Genomic DNA, 15244 nt, shown 5'->3' with positions numbered 1-15244 from the left:
GGAAGTCTACAGATGAGCCAAGTCCAGACTGCCGAGGCGGTACAGACAGCACACAAGCATGCTGCGCCGCTCGTCGGCGTGCTGATGGGGTCCAGTTCCGACTGGGAAGTCATGAAGCACGCCGTTGCGATCCTGCAGGAATTCGGCGTACCGTATGAAGCGAAGGTCGTCTCCGCGCACCGGATGCCCGACGAGATGTTCGCGTATGCCGAAGGCGCGCGCGAGCGCGGCCTGCGCGCGATCATCGCGGGCGCCGGCGGCGCCGCGCATCTGCCCGGCATGCTGGCCGCCAAGACCACGGTGCCGGTGCTGGGCGTGCCGGTGGCGAGCAAGTATCTGAAGGGTGTCGATTCGCTGCATTCGATCGTGCAGATGCCCAAGGGCGTGCCGGTCGCGACGTTTGCCATCGGCGAAGCGGGCGCGGCCAATGCGGCGCTGTTCGCGGTATCCATCCTGAGCGTGACTTCGACCGAATACGCGAACCAGCTCGCTGCGTTCCGCGTGCGGCAGAACGAAGCGGCGCACGCGATGGTGTTGCCCGCGCTGTAAGCGCGTCTTCGATCGATGACGCGATGACGGCTTGAATGAGCCTGCATTAGCCTGATCAGGCCCGATGCCCGTTGCCTGACTGACCCCCGGTGCGGCGCGCAGCGATGCGCGCCGGCCGTGACCGACCACTGAGATGAACCCAGACAACACACCGGTTTCACCGATTATGCCAGGCGCATGGCTTGGCATGGTAGGTGGCGGCCAGCTCGGCCGCATGTTCTGCTTTGCCGCCCAGGCGATGGGCTATCGCGTCGCCGTACTCGATCCGGACGAAACCAGTCCGGCCGGCGCCGTAGCCGACCGTCACCTGCGCGCCGCGTATGACGACGAAGCGTCGCTGACCGAACTCTCACGCCTGTGCGCGGCGGTGTCGACCGAATTCGAGAACGTGCCTGCCGCGAGCCTCGATTTTCTCGCCCGCACCACCTTCGTGAGCCCGGCCGGCCGCTGTGTGGCCGTGGCGCAGGACCGCGTCGCCGAGAAGCGGTTTATCGCCGAATCGGGCGTTCCGGTCGCGCCGCATGTGGTGATCGAATCGTCGGATGCGCTCGCCGCCATCGACGACGCCACCCTCGATGCCGTGCTCCCCGGCATTCTGAAAACTGCTCGCCTCGGCTATGACGGCAAGGGCCAGGTCAGCGTGCGCAACGCCGGCGAAGTGCGTGAGGCGCATGCTTCGCTTGGCGGCGTGCCGTGCGTGCTGGAAAAGCGCTTGCCGCTGAAGTTCGAAGTGTCGGCGCTGATTGCGCGCGGCGCGAACGGCAGCTCGGCGGTCTATCCGCTGGCCCAGAACACTCATCGCGACGGCGTGCTGTCGCATACCATCGTGCCGGCGCCGGATGCCAGCCCGGCGTTGGTCGCCCAGGCGCAGCGGGCCGCGCTGCAGATTGCTGAGAAGCTCGGTTATATCGGCGTGCTGTGCGTCGAGTTCTTCATTCTGGAAGACGGTTCGATGGTCGCCAACGAGATGGCGCCGCGGCCGCACAATTCCGGCCACTATACCGTCGATGCCTGCGCGACCAGCCAGTTCGAACAGCAGGTTCGGGCGATGACCGCCATGCCGCTCGGCGACACGCGCCAGCACTCGCCGGCGGTGATGCTGAACATCCTCGGCGACGTCTGGTTCCCGGACGGCGGTAAGCGCGCTGCGGTCACGCCGCCCTGGCACGAGGTAGCGGCAATGCCGGCCGCGCGGCTGCATCTGTACGGCAAGGAAGAAGCGCGGCCCGGCCGTAAGATGGGGCACGTGAACTTCACCGCCGCGACACTCGACGAAGCCCGCACTGCTGCGCGCGACTGCGCCCGTCTGCTGCATATCCTGAAGGGCTGACGCGCTCGCCATCATGCCGGATCAAGCCAAACCTGCTGACAATGGCGCGCCGGGCTCGCCGGGCGCCGCGCCGGTGAGCGCCGCGCAAATCGAGCACGCCGCCGCGCTGCTCGACGCGGGCGAGCTGGTCGCGTTTCCGACCGAAACCGTCTACGGCCTCGGCGGCGACGCCCAGAGCCCGAGCGCGGTGGCGCGCATCTATGCGGCCAAAGGGCGGCCGGCCAATCATCCGGTGATCGTGCACCTCGCGCCGCACGGCGATCCGGGGTATTGGGTCGAGCATCTGCCGCCAGAAGCGCTGCGGCTCATCGATGCGTTCTGGCCTGGTCCGCTCACGCTGATTCTCAAGCGCGCCGCGCATATCCACGCTGCGGTCAGCGGCGGGCAGGACTCGGTCGGTTTGCGCTGCCCATCGCATCCCGTGGCGCAGGCTTTGCTCGACGCATTCAGCGCGCTGCGTGGTGGTCATGGCGGGGTGGCGGCTCCGTCGGCCAACCGTTTCGGTCATGTCAGCCCGACCACGGCGCAACACGTGCGTGACGAATTTGGCGACGCGATTCATGTGCTCGACGGCGGTTCGTCGGATGTTGGCATCGAGTCGACCATCCTCGATCTGTCGCGCGGTTTTCCGGCGCTGCTGCGCCCTGGACGCGTGACGCCGCAGGATATCGCCGAAGTGCTGGGCGAGGCGCCGCGTCTGCCCGATGGCTCGGATGCGACGGCGCCGCGGGCCTCGGGCACGCTCAAGGCGCACTACGCGCCGCGCACGCCGCTCGCGCTGCTGCCGTTCGAAGCGCTGGAGCCTTTGCTGGCGGCGCGCGAGCCGAACGAGCGCGTGGCGCTGGTGGCACGGGTGTCGCGCGCCGGCCGCTGGGCCGATGCCGACGGCGTGCACTTCATGGCCGCACCTGAAGATCCCCATGTGTACGCGCGTGAACTCTATAGTTTGCTGCGCGCACTCGACCGGGCCAACGTGACGCGCATCCTGATCGAGAAGCTGCCGGATACGATCGAATGGATCGCGGTGAACGACCGGCTCGGCCGCGCGGCTGCGGCGTTCGAGGCGCAGGGGTAGCTTTCGGCTCGGGTCGTGCCGATGCCAACAATTGGTATAGAGATGCCAATTGTTGGCATGAATTCGCTCAGCATGAGTGCCTGACAGGATGCCAATAACTGGCATAATCATGCCAATAATTGGCATTTCTAAGGCATGGGGCGCTCATGGGTATCGCCGATTTCATGTTCACGCCGCGCGAACAGCGGGTGCTATCGCTCGTTCTGTCGGCGCCCGAGCGCAGTTTTAACCTCGCGGAACTGATGACCCGATCAGGCGCGGGCAGTGGCGCCGGGCAACACACGGTGCGCCGGCTATGGGAAGCGGGCGTGCTGCGTGAGTCGCGGGTGGGCAACCAGCGCTTATTCCAGGCTAATACCGAATTTCCGCTTTACCCTGAGTTGCGCAGCATCTGCGTGAAGTCGTTCGGTCTGGCAGCTACTCTGCGAGAGGCGTTGGCTCCACTTATCGACGAAATCGACGAGGCATTCGTCTTCGGTTCAGTGGCGCGAGGCACAGATACGGCCGGTAGTGACATCGATCTTATGGTCGTCGGTCGAGTGAGCCTGATTCGCTTGCTGGACCACCTGGCTCCGCTTGACGCGCAGCTTGGGCGTGCGGTTCATGTCAACCTTCACCATCCGGCCGAATGGACGGTGCTCTGCAGGGACGATACTGTTGTGCGGGCCATAGTCGAATCGCCCACCATAAGGATCGTTCCCGATGACACCTCCCGATCTCCCGGATGAGTATCAGAATCTTGTCAAAATCGGCGCGTTCTATATCTAACCGTCCCCCCGCAACCCCTCTCCAGCCCGCATCCAGCAAAGAAAAATCCCGGCTGAACCCAGCCGGGATTTGCATAAACCACCACCAAGCTCACGGCAGATCCCCAGGATCCGCCGCCTCACCCAATCACTTGCCCAAGCCCGTCGCCGCGATCTGCTGCTCGACGAACTGCGCGAACAGTGCGTGCGAGTGCGTGCTCGGATGGACCGTGTCGGCGAAGATATAGGTCTGGTCGGCGCCCGCCACCGTATAGGTCTGCGGCGAGCAGAACAGTGACGAGCCGAACTGGGCGCCGTACGCGGCCGCGGTCAGGCCGTTGGTTGCGGCCGGATTGGCGGTGGCGTACGCAGTCGCGTTGGCGACCATCGACGTCAGGTTACACGCCGTACCGGTATTCGACACCGTGAAGCCGAGCGACTGGTAGTTCGGCAGCAAGACGGTGTCGAGCCAGCTGAACGCATCGGCGACGATCACCGTGTGGGCCGCGATCTGCGTCGCGAGCAACTGCTCGACGATCCCGTTATAGGCGGCGCTGATGCCGGTCAGCAACGCGGCCGAGCCGGCCGTTTGAGCGTTCGCGGCGACGCCGAGGGGCGTCTGGCCGATGTCGGGTACGGTCATCAGCACCACGTGCGTCGCGCCCTTGCTGATGATGGTCTGGATTTGCGCCGCGAGTGCGGCGGCGGCCTGCGCGACCTGGGTGCTATTCGTTTGCAGGTAGCTGGCGATGAACTCCACCTGGCCCGCCTGCGTGTTCGGCAGTGTGCCGGCCTGGACGAGCAGCGGGTATTGCGTCTGCAGTGCGGTTGCAAGCGCCGTCAGATTGGCGGTGGTCGAGAACTGGAAGATGTCGTTCGCGCCGCCGTTCACCAGCACGAGCTGGTTCGAGTTGAAGCTCCCGTGTGCGCTAAGGTAGTTTGCCACCTGGGTCACCACCGGCACCGTGGTGGCCGCCGCGCTGTTCGGCGCCCAACCTTCGCCTTCGGCGTTGACGACGTCCGAGCCGCCCTGCGCATAACCGTAGCCGCCGTTGGCCACCAGCGGCTGGCCGAAGCCGCCGAGGTACGCCGCGGTCAACGTGCCGCCGTAGTATTCGGCGATCTTTTGCGTCCACACTTCGCCCGGGTTGGTCGTGAAGCGCCCGCCGCCGAAGTCCGCCGAGATGACCGGCGAATAGGTGCCCACATCCGAGAGGCTGTCGCCGAACGACACGACCTGCAGGTTCACCCCGCCCGCCGGTGTGCTGCTGCTCGAACTGCCGTTACTGCTGCCGCCACCGCCGCAGGCTGCCAGCATGGCGAAGGCTGCACTGGCGAGCGCGACTTGCGTCAAGCGCACCAGACCTCGATTTTTGGTTCCCTGTTGTTTCATGTTGATTTCATCTCCTCGTATGTGTGGCCTCTTTGCCATGTGATGCAGGCGGGCGCCCGCCGCGTCGGCGGCGTGACGACAGCTTACATAATCTTTCCCGGTCTGCGCGGTGTTTGAAACGCGGCCGGGTGGTTTGCCGATGCCTCGGCAGGTTCGTCGGTGCTTCGGTCCGCGCGCGGGTCCGGACCGGGCCCGCCAGCCTTGGCGGCCAGCGCGGCGTGATACGCCGCGGCCCATGCCGGCGGCGCGAACAGCGCGCGCAGCTTGTTGCGCCATCCCTGCACGCGCAGGAAATCGGCGCCCATCGACGCCCATTCGTGAAACGTCGCCCTGAGCGGGTTATAGGTGTGGAGCGGCTCGACGATGCCGTAGAGCGGCGCATCGTGTGCCTCCTCGTCCACGTAGCTGCCGAACAGGCGATCCCAGATCACCAGCACGCCGGCGTAGTTACGGTCGATATAGCGGTCGTTGCGTGCGTGATGAACGCGATGGATCGACGGCGTGTTCAGCACGTATTCGAGCCAGCCGAGCTTGCCGATGGCTTGGGTGTGGACGAAAAACTGGAAGCCGAGATTGATCAGCACGATCGCGACGATCTGCTTCGGCGGAAAGCCGAGTACGGCGAGCGGAATCCAGAATACCCACATGCCGGCGACCGGATACATCAGGCTCTGGCGGAAGGCGGTTGAAAAATTCATCCGCTCCGACGAGTGATGCACCACGTGCGCGGCCCACAACCAGCGCACGCGATGGCTGCAGCGGTGAAACACGTAGTAGAGCAGGTCCTGCGCGACGAACAGTACGACGAACGATATCCATCCGGCCTGCCAGGTGTAGACCCGGAAGTGCTCGAAGCAATACGCATAAACGGGGATGATGGCGAGCCACGCGAGCTTGTCGGCGGCCTGCTGCATCAGCGCGAGTGCGGCGTTGCAAAGCGTGTCGCGCCAACTGTAGAGGCTTGCTTGCGGGCGCGTGCGCTGCAGGTGCCACGCCTCCCAGCCAATACATGCGAGGAAGACGGGTGCCATGGCGAGCAGCAGCAATTCGGCATCGAATTGCATGGACGTCTTCCTCCCTGGTCCCTGACCGCTGCGCATGCCGCAGCGGGCGTTGTCGTTATCGTTTGATTGTGCGACGCCGCCATCGGTGGCGCGCGGCTCATGCGCGCCTCTTTGAATTTGCGGTGCGCTTCAAACACTGCCCGCAAGCGTACACGCTCTACGGCTTGCCGCGCATGGCTTCACTAGAAGGAATCCTCAATGCTGGCTGCGCTTGTGCGGGTTTTTCCTGGGCTTGGCGCGCGGTTCGGCGACGACTTCCTGCATCGGTTGCGACGGTCCCTGGTAGACCCATTCGAGCAGCGCATCGTGCGCGGCGCGCGCCGCCTCCGAGTGCGGATCGTTAATGATGCTGACGACGATGTAACTGACGCCGTCGGCGGAGGCCACGTAGCCGGCGATCGCACGCACGTCGCGCAGCGTGCCGGTCTTGATGTGCGCATTGCCGCCGACCGGCTGCGAGGTCAGCCGGTTGCGCATCGTGCCGTCGACGCCCGCCACCGGCAGCGAATCGACGAACACCTGGGCGACCGGACTCGCGTTGGCCGCCTGCAACAGGTCGGCCAGCGAGAGCGCCGTGATGTGCTCGTCGCGCGACAGGCCCGAGCCGTTGTCGAGCGACAGGTACTCCATGTTCAGGCCGCTTCTCTGCAGGAACGCTTCGATCGCGTCGGCGGATTTCTCCGGCGTCGCCGGCGGCTTGCGCACGACCGCGCCGATCGTCAGGAACAGGTTGCGCGCCATCGTGTTGTTGCTGAACTTGTTGATGTCGCGAACGATATCGGACAGCACCGGCCCCTGGTGGGTGGCGATCAGGCGCGCATCGACCGGTACCGGGCCTTCGCGCGTGGCGCCCGTGAAGGTGCCGCCGTTCTGTTCCCACAAGGCGAGGAATCCGCCCGCGAAGAACGCCGAGTGATCGAGCACCGCGACGTTGAGCGTGCGCGGCCCGCAGCGCTCCGGATAGTCGCCGGTGAACGAGGCGGTCACCGTGCCGTTCGGCTGCGGCGTCACCGCCGGCGTGGGCAGCTCGCCGCGGCACGGGCCGCCGGTTGCGCGCACCTGGTTGTCGATCTGCAGTTGCGCGAGCGCGGGCACCACGTCGACGGCGACGCTGCCGTCAGGCGCGGGCGTCAGCGTGAACGACAGCGACTTGAAAGCGTACAGCAGCGGATCGGGGCCGACGTTGTAGGGGGCGGTGGCGTCGTCGTCGAACGGCGGCAGGTCGCGCGTCGACGGATCGAAATAGCGCTTGTCGAGCACCAGTGCGCCGTCGATGCCGTTGATGCCGGCCTTGCGGATCTTCTGCACGAGGTCGATCAGTTCTTCCGGCACCAGCTTCGGGTCGCCGGTGCCCTGGATGTACAGATTGCCGTGCAGGATGCCGTTGGCGTCGAGATTGCCGTCCGCATAGGCGCTGGTGCGCCAGCGATAGTCGGGACCGAGGATCGACAGTCCCGAGTAGGTGGTGACGAGTTTCATCGTCGAGGCCGGCATCATCGGCTTGCCGGCGTTGAGCGCGACGATCGGCGTGTGATCGCCGACTTTTTCCACCACCACGCTGATGTCGGACAAGGGCACATGCGCGCGCGCGAGCCCGGCCATGACCGACGGCGGCAGCACCGTGCTGACGTTGACCGAAGGGTGCTTGGCCTTGATGCGGGCTTGCGCCGGCGCGGCGCAGGCGAGGGCGGCGCACGCCAGCAGCAAAGCCGCGGCGCTCATCGGAGCACGCCGCACTGTGCGTCTCGCGGCGGCGTCCGGCGTGGTGCGGCGGCGTATCGGGGCAGCGGGTGTAGGCGGTGCGAAAGGTGTTAAAGATGCAGACGGTGCAGCGGCGGCAACTGGGACGGACGAAGCGGCGCACGGCGCGAGGCGGCGGACCAGGGAAGACAGAAGGGCGTGCGTCATGAACGGGCGAAAAAACCAAAGAGTCACGGCTGAAGCACGGCGCGCGGCGCGCTGCGCTCATGTAGGGCATGCAAGGGGCGCGACGGCCGCGCGCAGCGAACCTTCCTCGTCCGGCGCGACCCCTTGTGCGAGGCGCCATGTGGCCCCTTGGTCCGGGCCACATGGCGCGCTGCGCAAAAGCGCTCATTGTAGAGACATGCCGCGGCGGTGCGGTGAAATTGCAGCGCACCTGCAGCAATCGGCCGGCACCCGGACGCACGCGTGCGAGCCGGGCGCTAGAATGCGGCATCATGAATGTTTCGGAATCGTAGAGTTATGCGCATATTGCTAGTCGAAGACGACCGCATGATTGCCGAGGGCGTGCGCAAGGCGCTGCGTGGCGAAGGCTTTGCGGTCGACTGGGTGGAAGACGGCGAAGCGGCGCTCAGCGCGGCCGGCGGCGAACCTTACGATCTGGTGCTGCTCGACCTGGGCTTGCCCAAGCGCGACGGCCTCGACGTGCTGCGCACGCTGCGCGCACGCGGCCATACGCTGCCGGTGCTGATCGTCACGGCGCGCGACGCGGTCGCCGAGCGCGTCAAGGGGCTCGACGCCGGCGCCGACGATTACCTCGTCAAACCTTTCGATCTCGACGAACTCGGCGCCCGCATGCGCGCGTTGATTCGCCGCCAGTCCGGCCGCAGCGACTCGACCATCCGCCACGGCACGCTGACGCTCGACCCCGCCTCGCACCAGGTGACGCTGGCCGGCGCGCCGGTCGCGTTGTCCGCGCGTGAATTCGCGCTGCTCGAGGCGCTGATCGCACGGCCGGGCGCCGTGCTCTCGAAGAGCCAGCTCGAAGAAAAAATGTACGGCTGGGGCGAGGAAATCGGCAGCAACACCGTCGAGGTGTATATCCACGCGCTGCGCAAGAAGCTCGGCGCCGACCTGATCCGCAATGTGCGGGGCCTCGGCTACATGATCGCCAAGGACGCCTGAGCCGATGCGTTCCATTCGCCGTCAATTGCTGTTCTGGCTGCTCGCCATCGTGTTGCTGGGCGTCGGCATCGCCGGCTGGCTCATCTACCGGCAGGCGCTCGCCGAAGCCAACGAACTGTTCGATTACCAGTTGCAGGAGATCGCCGAAGCCTTGCCGTCCGAGCCGTTTTCGCAGGTGCTCGGCTCACGCGACACCGGCGACGAAGGCATCGTGCTGCAGATCTGGAATCGCAACGGCGTGCTGATGTACTACTCGCATCCGCGTGCGCCGCTCGCGCCGCGCGCCGAGCTGGGTTTTTCGACCGAGCGCACCGACCGCGGCGACTGGCGCGTGTACGGCGCGATCGTCGGCGACAACGTCGTGCAGCTCGCGCAGCCGGTTTCGGTGCGCAACCGGCTCGCCGCCAACGTGGCGCTACGCACCTTGTGGCCGTTGCTCGTGTTGCTGCCGCTGCTCGGGCTGGCAGTCTGGATGGTGGTCGGGCGCGGACTCAGACCGTTGCGCCGGGTGACCGGCGCGCTCGAAACACGCCATCCGGAGGCACTCGATCCGCTGCCCGACAGTCGCCTGCCGCTCGAAGTGCAGCCGCTGGTGCGCGCGCTCAACGGCCTGCTGCAGCGGCTCGCGAGTGCGCTCGATACGCAGAAGGCGTTCGTCGCCGACGCGGCGCACGAACTGCGCACGCCGCTTGCCGCGGTGCAGATCCAGACGCAACTGGTCGCCCGCGCGACCGACGACGCGACGCGCCGCGAAGCGCTGGCCGATCTGCAGGCCGGCGTGACGCGCGCCACGCGTCTTGCCGAGCAATTGCTGGCGCTGGCGCGCTCCGAACCGGACGGCCACACGCAGACCAAGTCAATCGATCTGCATGCGCTCCTTGACGACTGTGTGATGGCTTACGCGCCGCTCGCGCAGCAGCGCGGGGTCGATCTCGGTGTCGAGGCGAGCGAGGCCGCCACCGTGATCGGCAATGCCGATGCGCTGCGTGTGATGTTCAACAATCTGGTGGACAACGCAACCAAATACACGCCGCCCGGCGGCAGGGTAGACGTGAGCCTGCTGGTCGAAGCAGGGCATCCGGTGGTGCGCATCGCCGACAGCGGGCCGGGCATTCCGTCGGGCGAGCGTGAGCGCGTGTTCGACCGCTTCTACCGCGTTGGGGCGGGCGTCGACCGCGCCCGCACGGACGTCTCGGGCAGCGGGCTGGGACTCGCCATCGTGCGCCGCATCGCACTTCAGCACGGCGCGAGCGTGGCGCTTGGCGATGCGCCGGCGGGCGGTCTGGAAGTCAGCGTGCGGTTCTGAGCGCCCCCAGATCTGCCGCTTACTCGTTAGGCTCCCCGAGGGGTCACGAAAACTTGGGGCGGCCCGGCGTTTCCCTGAGAGCCGCTCGCTGCGCGCCGGCCCCCGGAGGCAGGGGAAAGCATGCAGTTTTGCCGGAGTTCCCTTGTTTAAGACTCTTTTAAGAGACAGGCCGTACGCTTCATCCCATCCTTAAAGCCTTTCTCCCTGTCTGGAGTACACGATGAATGCGAAAACCCTGTCCCGCAGCGCCGTTGCCGTCGCGGTTGCCGTCGCGTTGTCCGCCGGCTATGTGGCGGGCCATCGCGATGTGCCGGCGCCGCAGGTGATCACGCCGGCGCAGGCCGCGATGATGCCCGCTGAGGCCGCCGCCAAAACCGGCATTCCCGATTTCTCGGGCCTCGTCGAAACCTATGGCCCAGCGGTGGTCAACATCAGCGCCAAGCACGTGGTCAAGCAGGCCGCGCTGCGCGGTGGCGGCGACAACGGCGGCAACGCCCAGCAACTGCCGATCGATCCGAGCGATCCGTTCTATCAGTTCTACCGCCACTTCTTCGGCAACATGCCGGGCATGCAGGGCGGCGACGGCGGCGATCAGTCCGACCAGCCGAGCGCAAGCCTCGGTTCGGGCTTCATCGTCAGCAACGACGGCTACATCCTGACGAACGCGCACGTGGTGGACGGCGCCAACGTGGTCACCGTCAAGCTCACCGACAAGCGCGAATTCCGCGCCAAGGTGGTCGGCGCGGACAAGCAGTCGGACGTCGCGGTGCTGAAGATCGACGCGACCAACCTGCCGACCGTCAAGATCGGCGATCCGAACCAGAGCAAGGTCGGCCAGTGGGTCGTGGCGATCGGCTCTCCGTACGGTTTCGACAACACCGTGACCTCGGGCATCATCAGCGCGAAGTCACGCTCGCTGCCTAACGAGAACTACACGCCGTTCATCCAGACCGACGTGCCGGTCAACCCCGGCAACTCGGGCGGCCCGCTGTTCAATCTGCAGGGCGAGGTGATCGGCATCAACTCGATGATCTACTCGCAGACCGGCGGTTTCCAGGGCCTGTCGTTCGCGATTCCGATCAACGAAGCGATCAAGGTCAAGGACGACCTGGTCAAGACCGGCCACGTGAGCCGCGGGCGCCTCGGCGTCGCGGTGCAGGGCATGAACCAGACGCTCGCCAATTCGTTCGGCATGTCGACGCCTAACGGTGCGCTGGTGAGCTCGGTCGATCCGGGCGGTCCGGCCGCCAAGGCCGGCCTGCAGCCCGGCGACGTGATCACCGCCTTGAACGGCTCGCCGGTGGCGGATTCGACCGACCTGCCTTCGCAGGTGGCGGGTCTCGCGCCTGGCAGCACGGCGACCGTGACGGTGTGGCGCGACAAGACCAGCAAAGACATCAAGGTGACCATCGGCTCGATGTCGGACAGCAAGGTCGCGTCGAACGACAATGCGCCGGCTCAGGTTCAGGGGCGTCTGGGCGTCGCGGTGCGGCCGCTCACGCCGGAGGAAAAGAGCAACGCCTCGGTCTCGCACGGCTTGCTGGTGCAGCAGTCGGGCGGTGCAGCCGAGAACGCCGGGATTCAGCCGGGTGACGTGATTCTGGCCGTCAACGGCCGCGCGGTGTCGAGCGTCGACCAGTTGAAGCAGATGATCGCGCAGGCGGGCAACAGCATCGCCCTCCTGATCCAGCGCGATAACGCACAGATTTTCGTGCCGGTCGATCTCGGTTGACGTAAAACTTGCCGGTCCGTTTGCATAAACTGCCGATGGACCGGCGTCTTGTATTCGCAGCGCGCCCGCTTTTTGGGCGCGTTTTGTTTTCAAGGCGGTCTCATGCGCCAGGCAGCGTCGCAGCTGGCGGTCTGGGTGGTCAGCGGCGGTTGGGATCGTCGCGGGTAACCGGCAGACACAGGCGGGCACGACAGTTGCGGGTGTTGCCGGTATTCCACCAGAACTCTCACAAGGAGCGATGCGATGAAAATCCAGGGCAACCCGCGCCGGCTCGCTGCGGCTGCGCTCACCGCCGCGTTGACGCTAGGCCTCGCAGGCGGCGCCTGGGCGCAGCAGCCGGGCGTGACCGGCGGCAGCACCAGCGAAGACAGCAGCGCCGGCAACACCAACGGCGGCGGCATGCCGCAGATCCAGCAACAGGGGGATGTGGCCTTCGTATCGGGCGGCGTCGGCAGCGACGAATCGCACGCGCTGCAGAGCGCGGAAAATCACTGGCCGCTGGCGCTGCGCTTTACCGGTCCCGGCTCGGATTTCCTTGCCGACGTGCACGTGCAGATCGTCGACGCGCACGGCGCCGATGTGCTGCAGGCCACCTCGCGTGGTCCGTACATGCTGGTGAAGCTGCGTCCGGGCCGCTACACGGTGCACGCGCGCTACAAGAGCGACGAGCAGCAAAAAGCGGTGACGGTGCCGGCCGAGGGCAGCGCGAAGTCGGCTTTCTACTGGAATACGCAATAATCGGATGAATTTGCCGGCTGCGCGAAGGTCGCGCACTCGGCTGAAGATTGGCCGATAATGAAGCCACGGATTTCCCGTGGCTTTTTTCTTTCCTGAGCTGTTATTTGAGCTGCCGCATGAACCGCCTGGTTTCATCGCGCACGGAGCTGTGACATGAGCCATGCCGCAACGCCTGAAGAAAGGCCCGCCGCAACCCGCGCCGCGGGCGCAGCCGCGCATGGCGGCGCTGCGTCCGGTGAGGTATCGTGTAGCGGCCATCGCATTGAGATTGCCGTCAACCGTCACCGTGTCAGGGTGATTCATCGGGGCGTCACGATGGCCGATACGCAGGCCGCGCTCACGCTCACGGAGACCGGTCTTCCCGAGGTGTTTTATTTTCCGCGCGGCGATGTCAATATGGCGCGGCTCGAACGCTCCAACGATACGTCGCATTGCCCGTTCAAGGGCGACGCGTCGTACTTCCATCTGCGCACCGAAGACGGCCTGGTCGAGAACGCCGTCTGGTGCTATGAGAACCCCCTCGACGGGGTCCGGCAGATCAAGGGATATCTGGCGTTTTACGCATCGCGCGTCGATCGCATCGATCAGACTTCCTGATCTCGCGAGCACGTGCGTTCATCGGGGAGGCAGCCATGGAACTGAACGACGCGTTACGGATTGCACTTGCACCGTCCGATGTCTGGGACGCGCTGCAGGACATCGCGTTGCTGCGCGCGAGTCTCGACAATTGCGAGTCGTTTAGCCGCCTCTCCCGCGGCGAGTACGCGCTGACGCTGACGGTGCCGCTCGGGCCGTTGCGCGCTCGCTACGAGGTGCGCGCCCATGTTGCCAGCAAGCATGCAGAACAGTCTGACGCGACGACGCATCGCGCGCTCAATTTCAAGGCGCGCGCCGAGGGCGTTGGATCGCTGCGGGGACAGATCGACGTGACGCTGCGTCCGGACGAGGCGAGCCCCGGCCAGGGGCCGAGCACGCGGATCGATTATTCGGTGTGGGCCACGCTGGCGGGGCCGCTCGCCGAATTGCCGGCGCGCCAACTCGAGAACGCGCTGCACGAACTGGCCGACGATTTCTTCACCGAGTTCTGCGCCGTCGTCCAGGCCAAACATGGCCAGGGGCCGAACCAGGCGCGCGGCGCGCACAGCCGGCGGCAACATGTGTTTCTGCGGCCGATCAACCTGGGCGGGATGGCGCGGCGGGTTCGCTCCCACGATCATGCGGCAGCCTTGACCGGGCGCGCGACCAGCACGCTATTCGGGGCGCGCTCGCATAGCGTGTCGCAACGGGAGCCGACGCCGCATGCCATGCCGAATTGGGCGTGGGCTGCGATGATCTTCGTGGTCGCGCTGGTGCTGTACGCGGCGCATTGGTTCAGTCAGAGCTGAAAGCAGGGTGTAGGTCCCTCACGCCTTCATACGCCGCGAAACTCCCGTCGCCACGCCGACGGCGAGGTGCGAAACGCCTCCTGAAAATGTTGCCGCAGCGATGCCGTCGAGCCGAAGCCGGCAATCGCCGCAATCGCTTCGACCGATTGATCGCCGCTTTCCAGCAATTGCTGCGCGCGGGCGAGGCGCTGCGCAAGCAGCCATGCGCCCACCGTGGCGCCCGTCGCCAGCCTGAAGCGGCGCGTGAAAGTGCGGCGGCTCATCAATGCGCGCTCAGCCAGCGAGTCGAGCGTGTGCGGCACGGCGAGATTCGCCGCGACCCATTCGAGCAGGCCTGAAAGCCGGTCGCCGCGCGGATTCGGCGCAACCGGCTGCTGGATGTACTGGGCCTGGCCGCCCTGACGGTGCGGCGGCACCACCAGCCGGCGCGCGACGTAGTTGGCGGCCTGTGCGCCGCAGATGCCGCGCAGGACGTGAAGGCAGCAGTCGAGTCCCGCTGCCGTGCCTGCTGAAGTGAGCACGTTGCCGTCGTCGATATAGAGCACGTCGGGATCGAGCCGCACGCGCGGAAAGCGGCGCGCGAAGTCGTCGGCCCACGCCCAATGCGTGGTCGCCCGGCGCTCGTCGAGGATTCCCGCGGCGGCCAGCACGAACGCGCCGAGGCACAGGCCCACCAGTTGCGCGCCGCGCGCGTGCGCCCGGCGCAGCGCTTCGAGCAGCGCGGCGGGCGGGGTTTCATCCGGATCGCGCCAGCTCGGCACGATGATGGTGTGCGCATCCTCGATCGCCTCCAGGCCGTGCGTCGCGGCTATCGAGAACCCGGCCGTCGTCGACAGCGCTCCCGCTTCGAGGGCGCAAACCCGGAAGTCGAACCGTGGCACGCCGCCGTCGTTGCGGTTTTCGCCGAACACCACGCACGGCACCGAGAGGTGAAATGGACTGATGCCGTCGAACGCGATGGCCGCGACGATGTGCTGGGCGTTTCGATCGGTCATCGCAGGCGCTTCACGCAAAATCGAGATTGGCCCGATTCTAGCGAA

Annotated in this window: 14 protein-coding genes; 10 read left to right on the top strand and 4 right to left on the bottom strand. The window is 66.3% G+C overall.

Annotated features, from left to right (window positions below):
• Window positions 1-12: 12 nt before the first annotated feature.
• From purE to AC1ECK_RS20810, 4 genes are all read left to right on the top strand, one after another.
• Window positions 13-549 carry a 5-(carboxyamino)imidazole ribonucleotide mutase gene (purE, locus tag AC1ECK_RS20825; RefSeq protein WP_480322242.1) on the top strand — a complete coding sequence of 179 codons (537 nt, stop codon included), beginning with the start codon at window positions 13-15 and terminating at the stop codon, window positions 547-549.
• Window positions 550-682: 133 nt separating this feature from the next.
• The gene (locus tag AC1ECK_RS20820; RefSeq protein WP_480322240.1) at window positions 683-1879 is read left to right on the top strand and encodes a 5-(carboxyamino)imidazole ribonucleotide synthase; all 1197 of its coding nucleotides are present in this window, start codon (window positions 683-685) and stop codon (window positions 1877-1879) included.
• 13 nt (window positions 1880-1892) lie between these two features.
• Window positions 1893-2954 carry an L-threonylcarbamoyladenylate synthase gene (locus AC1ECK_RS20815; RefSeq protein WP_480322238.1) on the top strand — a complete coding sequence of 354 codons (1062 nt, stop codon included), beginning with the start codon at window positions 1893-1895 and terminating at the stop codon, window positions 2952-2954.
• Between the two features lie 146 nt (window positions 2955-3100).
• On the top strand, window positions 3101-3682 hold the full coding sequence (locus AC1ECK_RS20810; protein ID WP_480322236.1) for a nucleotidyltransferase domain-containing protein: 582 nt from the start codon (window positions 3101-3103) through the stop codon (window positions 3680-3682).
• 166 nt (window positions 3683-3848) lie between these two features.
• Here AC1ECK_RS20810 and AC1ECK_RS20805 read toward each other — a convergent pair whose 3' ends face one another.
• The 3 genes from AC1ECK_RS20805 to dacB all read right to left on the bottom strand — a co-directional run bounded on the left by AC1ECK_RS20805 (window position 3849) and on the right by dacB (window position 7879).
• Entirely contained in the window at window positions 3849-5093 is a 1245-nt protein-coding gene (locus tag AC1ECK_RS20805; RefSeq protein WP_480322234.1) for an SGNH/GDSL hydrolase family protein, read from the bottom strand.
• 83 nt (window positions 5094-5176) lie between these two features.
• Entirely contained in the window at window positions 5177-6157 is a 981-nt protein-coding gene (locus AC1ECK_RS20800; RefSeq protein ID WP_480322232.1) for a sterol desaturase family protein, read from the bottom strand.
• A gap of 195 nt (window positions 6158-6352) precedes the next feature.
• A complete protein-coding gene (gene dacB / locus AC1ECK_RS20795; protein ID WP_480322230.1) occupies window positions 6353-7879 on the bottom strand; it encodes a D-alanyl-D-alanine carboxypeptidase/D-alanyl-D-alanine endopeptidase in 1527 nt (508 codons plus the stop codon).
• Between the two features lie 501 nt (window positions 7880-8380).
• On the opposite strand from dacB, the gene AC1ECK_RS20790 reads away from it, so the two are divergent.
• The 6 genes from AC1ECK_RS20790 (at window position 8381) to AC1ECK_RS20765 (ending at window position 14204) form a co-directional block, all read left to right on the top strand.
• Window positions 8381-9043, top strand: a complete 663-nt coding sequence (locus AC1ECK_RS20790) for a response regulator (protein ID WP_480322228.1) — start codon at window positions 8381-8383, stop codon at window positions 9041-9043.
• 4 nt (window positions 9044-9047) lie between these two features.
• Window positions 9048-10349 carry an ATP-binding protein gene (locus tag AC1ECK_RS20785; protein ID WP_480322226.1) on the top strand — a complete coding sequence of 434 codons (1302 nt, stop codon included), beginning with the start codon at window positions 9048-9050 and terminating at the stop codon, window positions 10347-10349.
• Window positions 10350-10569: 220 nt separating this feature from the next.
• On the top strand, window positions 10570-12081 hold the full coding sequence (locus AC1ECK_RS20780) for a DegQ family serine endoprotease (protein ID WP_480322224.1): 1512 nt from the start codon (window positions 10570-10572) through the stop codon (window positions 12079-12081).
• Between the two features lie 243 nt (window positions 12082-12324).
• A complete protein-coding gene (locus tag AC1ECK_RS20775; RefSeq protein WP_480322222.1) occupies window positions 12325-12819 on the top strand; it encodes a carboxypeptidase regulatory-like domain-containing protein in 495 nt (164 codons plus the stop codon).
• A gap of 153 nt (window positions 12820-12972) precedes the next feature.
• Window positions 12973-13416, top strand: coding sequence for a DUF427 domain-containing protein (locus AC1ECK_RS20770; protein ID WP_480322220.1), 444 nt, complete (start codon window positions 12973-12975; stop codon window positions 13414-13416).
• Between the two features lie 35 nt (window positions 13417-13451).
• A complete protein-coding gene (locus AC1ECK_RS20765; RefSeq protein WP_480322218.1) occupies window positions 13452-14204 on the top strand; it encodes an SRPBCC family protein in 753 nt (250 codons plus the stop codon).
• Window positions 14205-14230: 26 nt separating this feature from the next.
• On the opposite strand, the gene AC1ECK_RS20760 is transcribed toward AC1ECK_RS20765, so the two are convergent.
• Window positions 14231-15199 (bottom strand): helix-turn-helix domain-containing protein, encoded by a 969-nt coding sequence (locus tag AC1ECK_RS20760; RefSeq protein WP_480322216.1) that lies wholly within the window; start codon window positions 15197-15199, stop codon window positions 14231-14233.
• Window positions 15200-15244: the final 45 nt, after the last annotated feature.

The sequence above is a fragment of the Paraburkholderia sp. SSBN10T genome (assembly GCF_056619545.1).
The sequence above is the reverse complement of the archived record's forward strand: the minus strand, read 5'-3'. Positions and strand labels throughout refer to the sequence as shown.

Excerpts from the sequence above, each read along its gene's own strand:
- purE (WP_480322242.1), top strand. The coding sequence starts at position 13 with ATGAGCCAAGTCCAGACTGCCGAGGCGGTACAGACAGCACACAAGCAT.
- AC1ECK_RS20820 (WP_480322240.1), top strand. The coding sequence starts at position 683 with ATGAACCCAGACAACACACCGGTTTCACCGATTATGCCAGGCGCATGG.
- AC1ECK_RS20815 (WP_480322238.1), top strand. The coding sequence starts at position 1,893 with ATGCCGGATCAAGCCAAACCTGCTGACAATGGCGCGCCGGGCTCGCCG.
- AC1ECK_RS20810 (WP_480322236.1), top strand. The coding sequence starts at position 3,101 with ATGGGTATCGCCGATTTCATGTTCACGCCGCGCGAACAGCGGGTGCTA.
- AC1ECK_RS20805 (WP_480322234.1), bottom strand. The coding sequence starts at position 5,093 with ATGAAACAACAGGGAACCAAAAATCGAGGTCTGGTGCGCTTGACGCAA.
- AC1ECK_RS20800 (WP_480322232.1), bottom strand. The coding sequence starts at position 6,157 with ATGCAATTCGATGCCGAATTGCTGCTGCTCGCCATGGCACCCGTCTTC.
- dacB (WP_480322230.1), bottom strand. The coding sequence starts at position 7,879 with ATGAGCGCCGCGGCTTTGCTGCTGGCGTGCGCCGCCCTCGCCTGCGCC.
- AC1ECK_RS20790 (WP_480322228.1), top strand. The coding sequence starts at position 8,381 with ATGCGCATATTGCTAGTCGAAGACGACCGCATGATTGCCGAGGGCGTG.
- AC1ECK_RS20785 (WP_480322226.1), top strand. The coding sequence starts at position 9,048 with ATGCGTTCCATTCGCCGTCAATTGCTGTTCTGGCTGCTCGCCATCGTG.
- AC1ECK_RS20780 (WP_480322224.1), top strand. The coding sequence starts at position 10,570 with ATGAATGCGAAAACCCTGTCCCGCAGCGCCGTTGCCGTCGCGGTTGCC.
- AC1ECK_RS20775 (WP_480322222.1), top strand. The coding sequence starts at position 12,325 with ATGAAAATCCAGGGCAACCCGCGCCGGCTCGCTGCGGCTGCGCTCACC.
- AC1ECK_RS20770 (WP_480322220.1), top strand. The coding sequence starts at position 12,973 with ATGAGCCATGCCGCAACGCCTGAAGAAAGGCCCGCCGCAACCCGCGCC.
- AC1ECK_RS20765 (WP_480322218.1), top strand. The coding sequence starts at position 13,452 with ATGGAACTGAACGACGCGTTACGGATTGCACTTGCACCGTCCGATGTC.
- AC1ECK_RS20760 (WP_480322216.1), bottom strand. The coding sequence starts at position 15,199 with ATGACCGATCGAAACGCCCAGCACATCGTCGCGGCCATCGCGTTCGAC.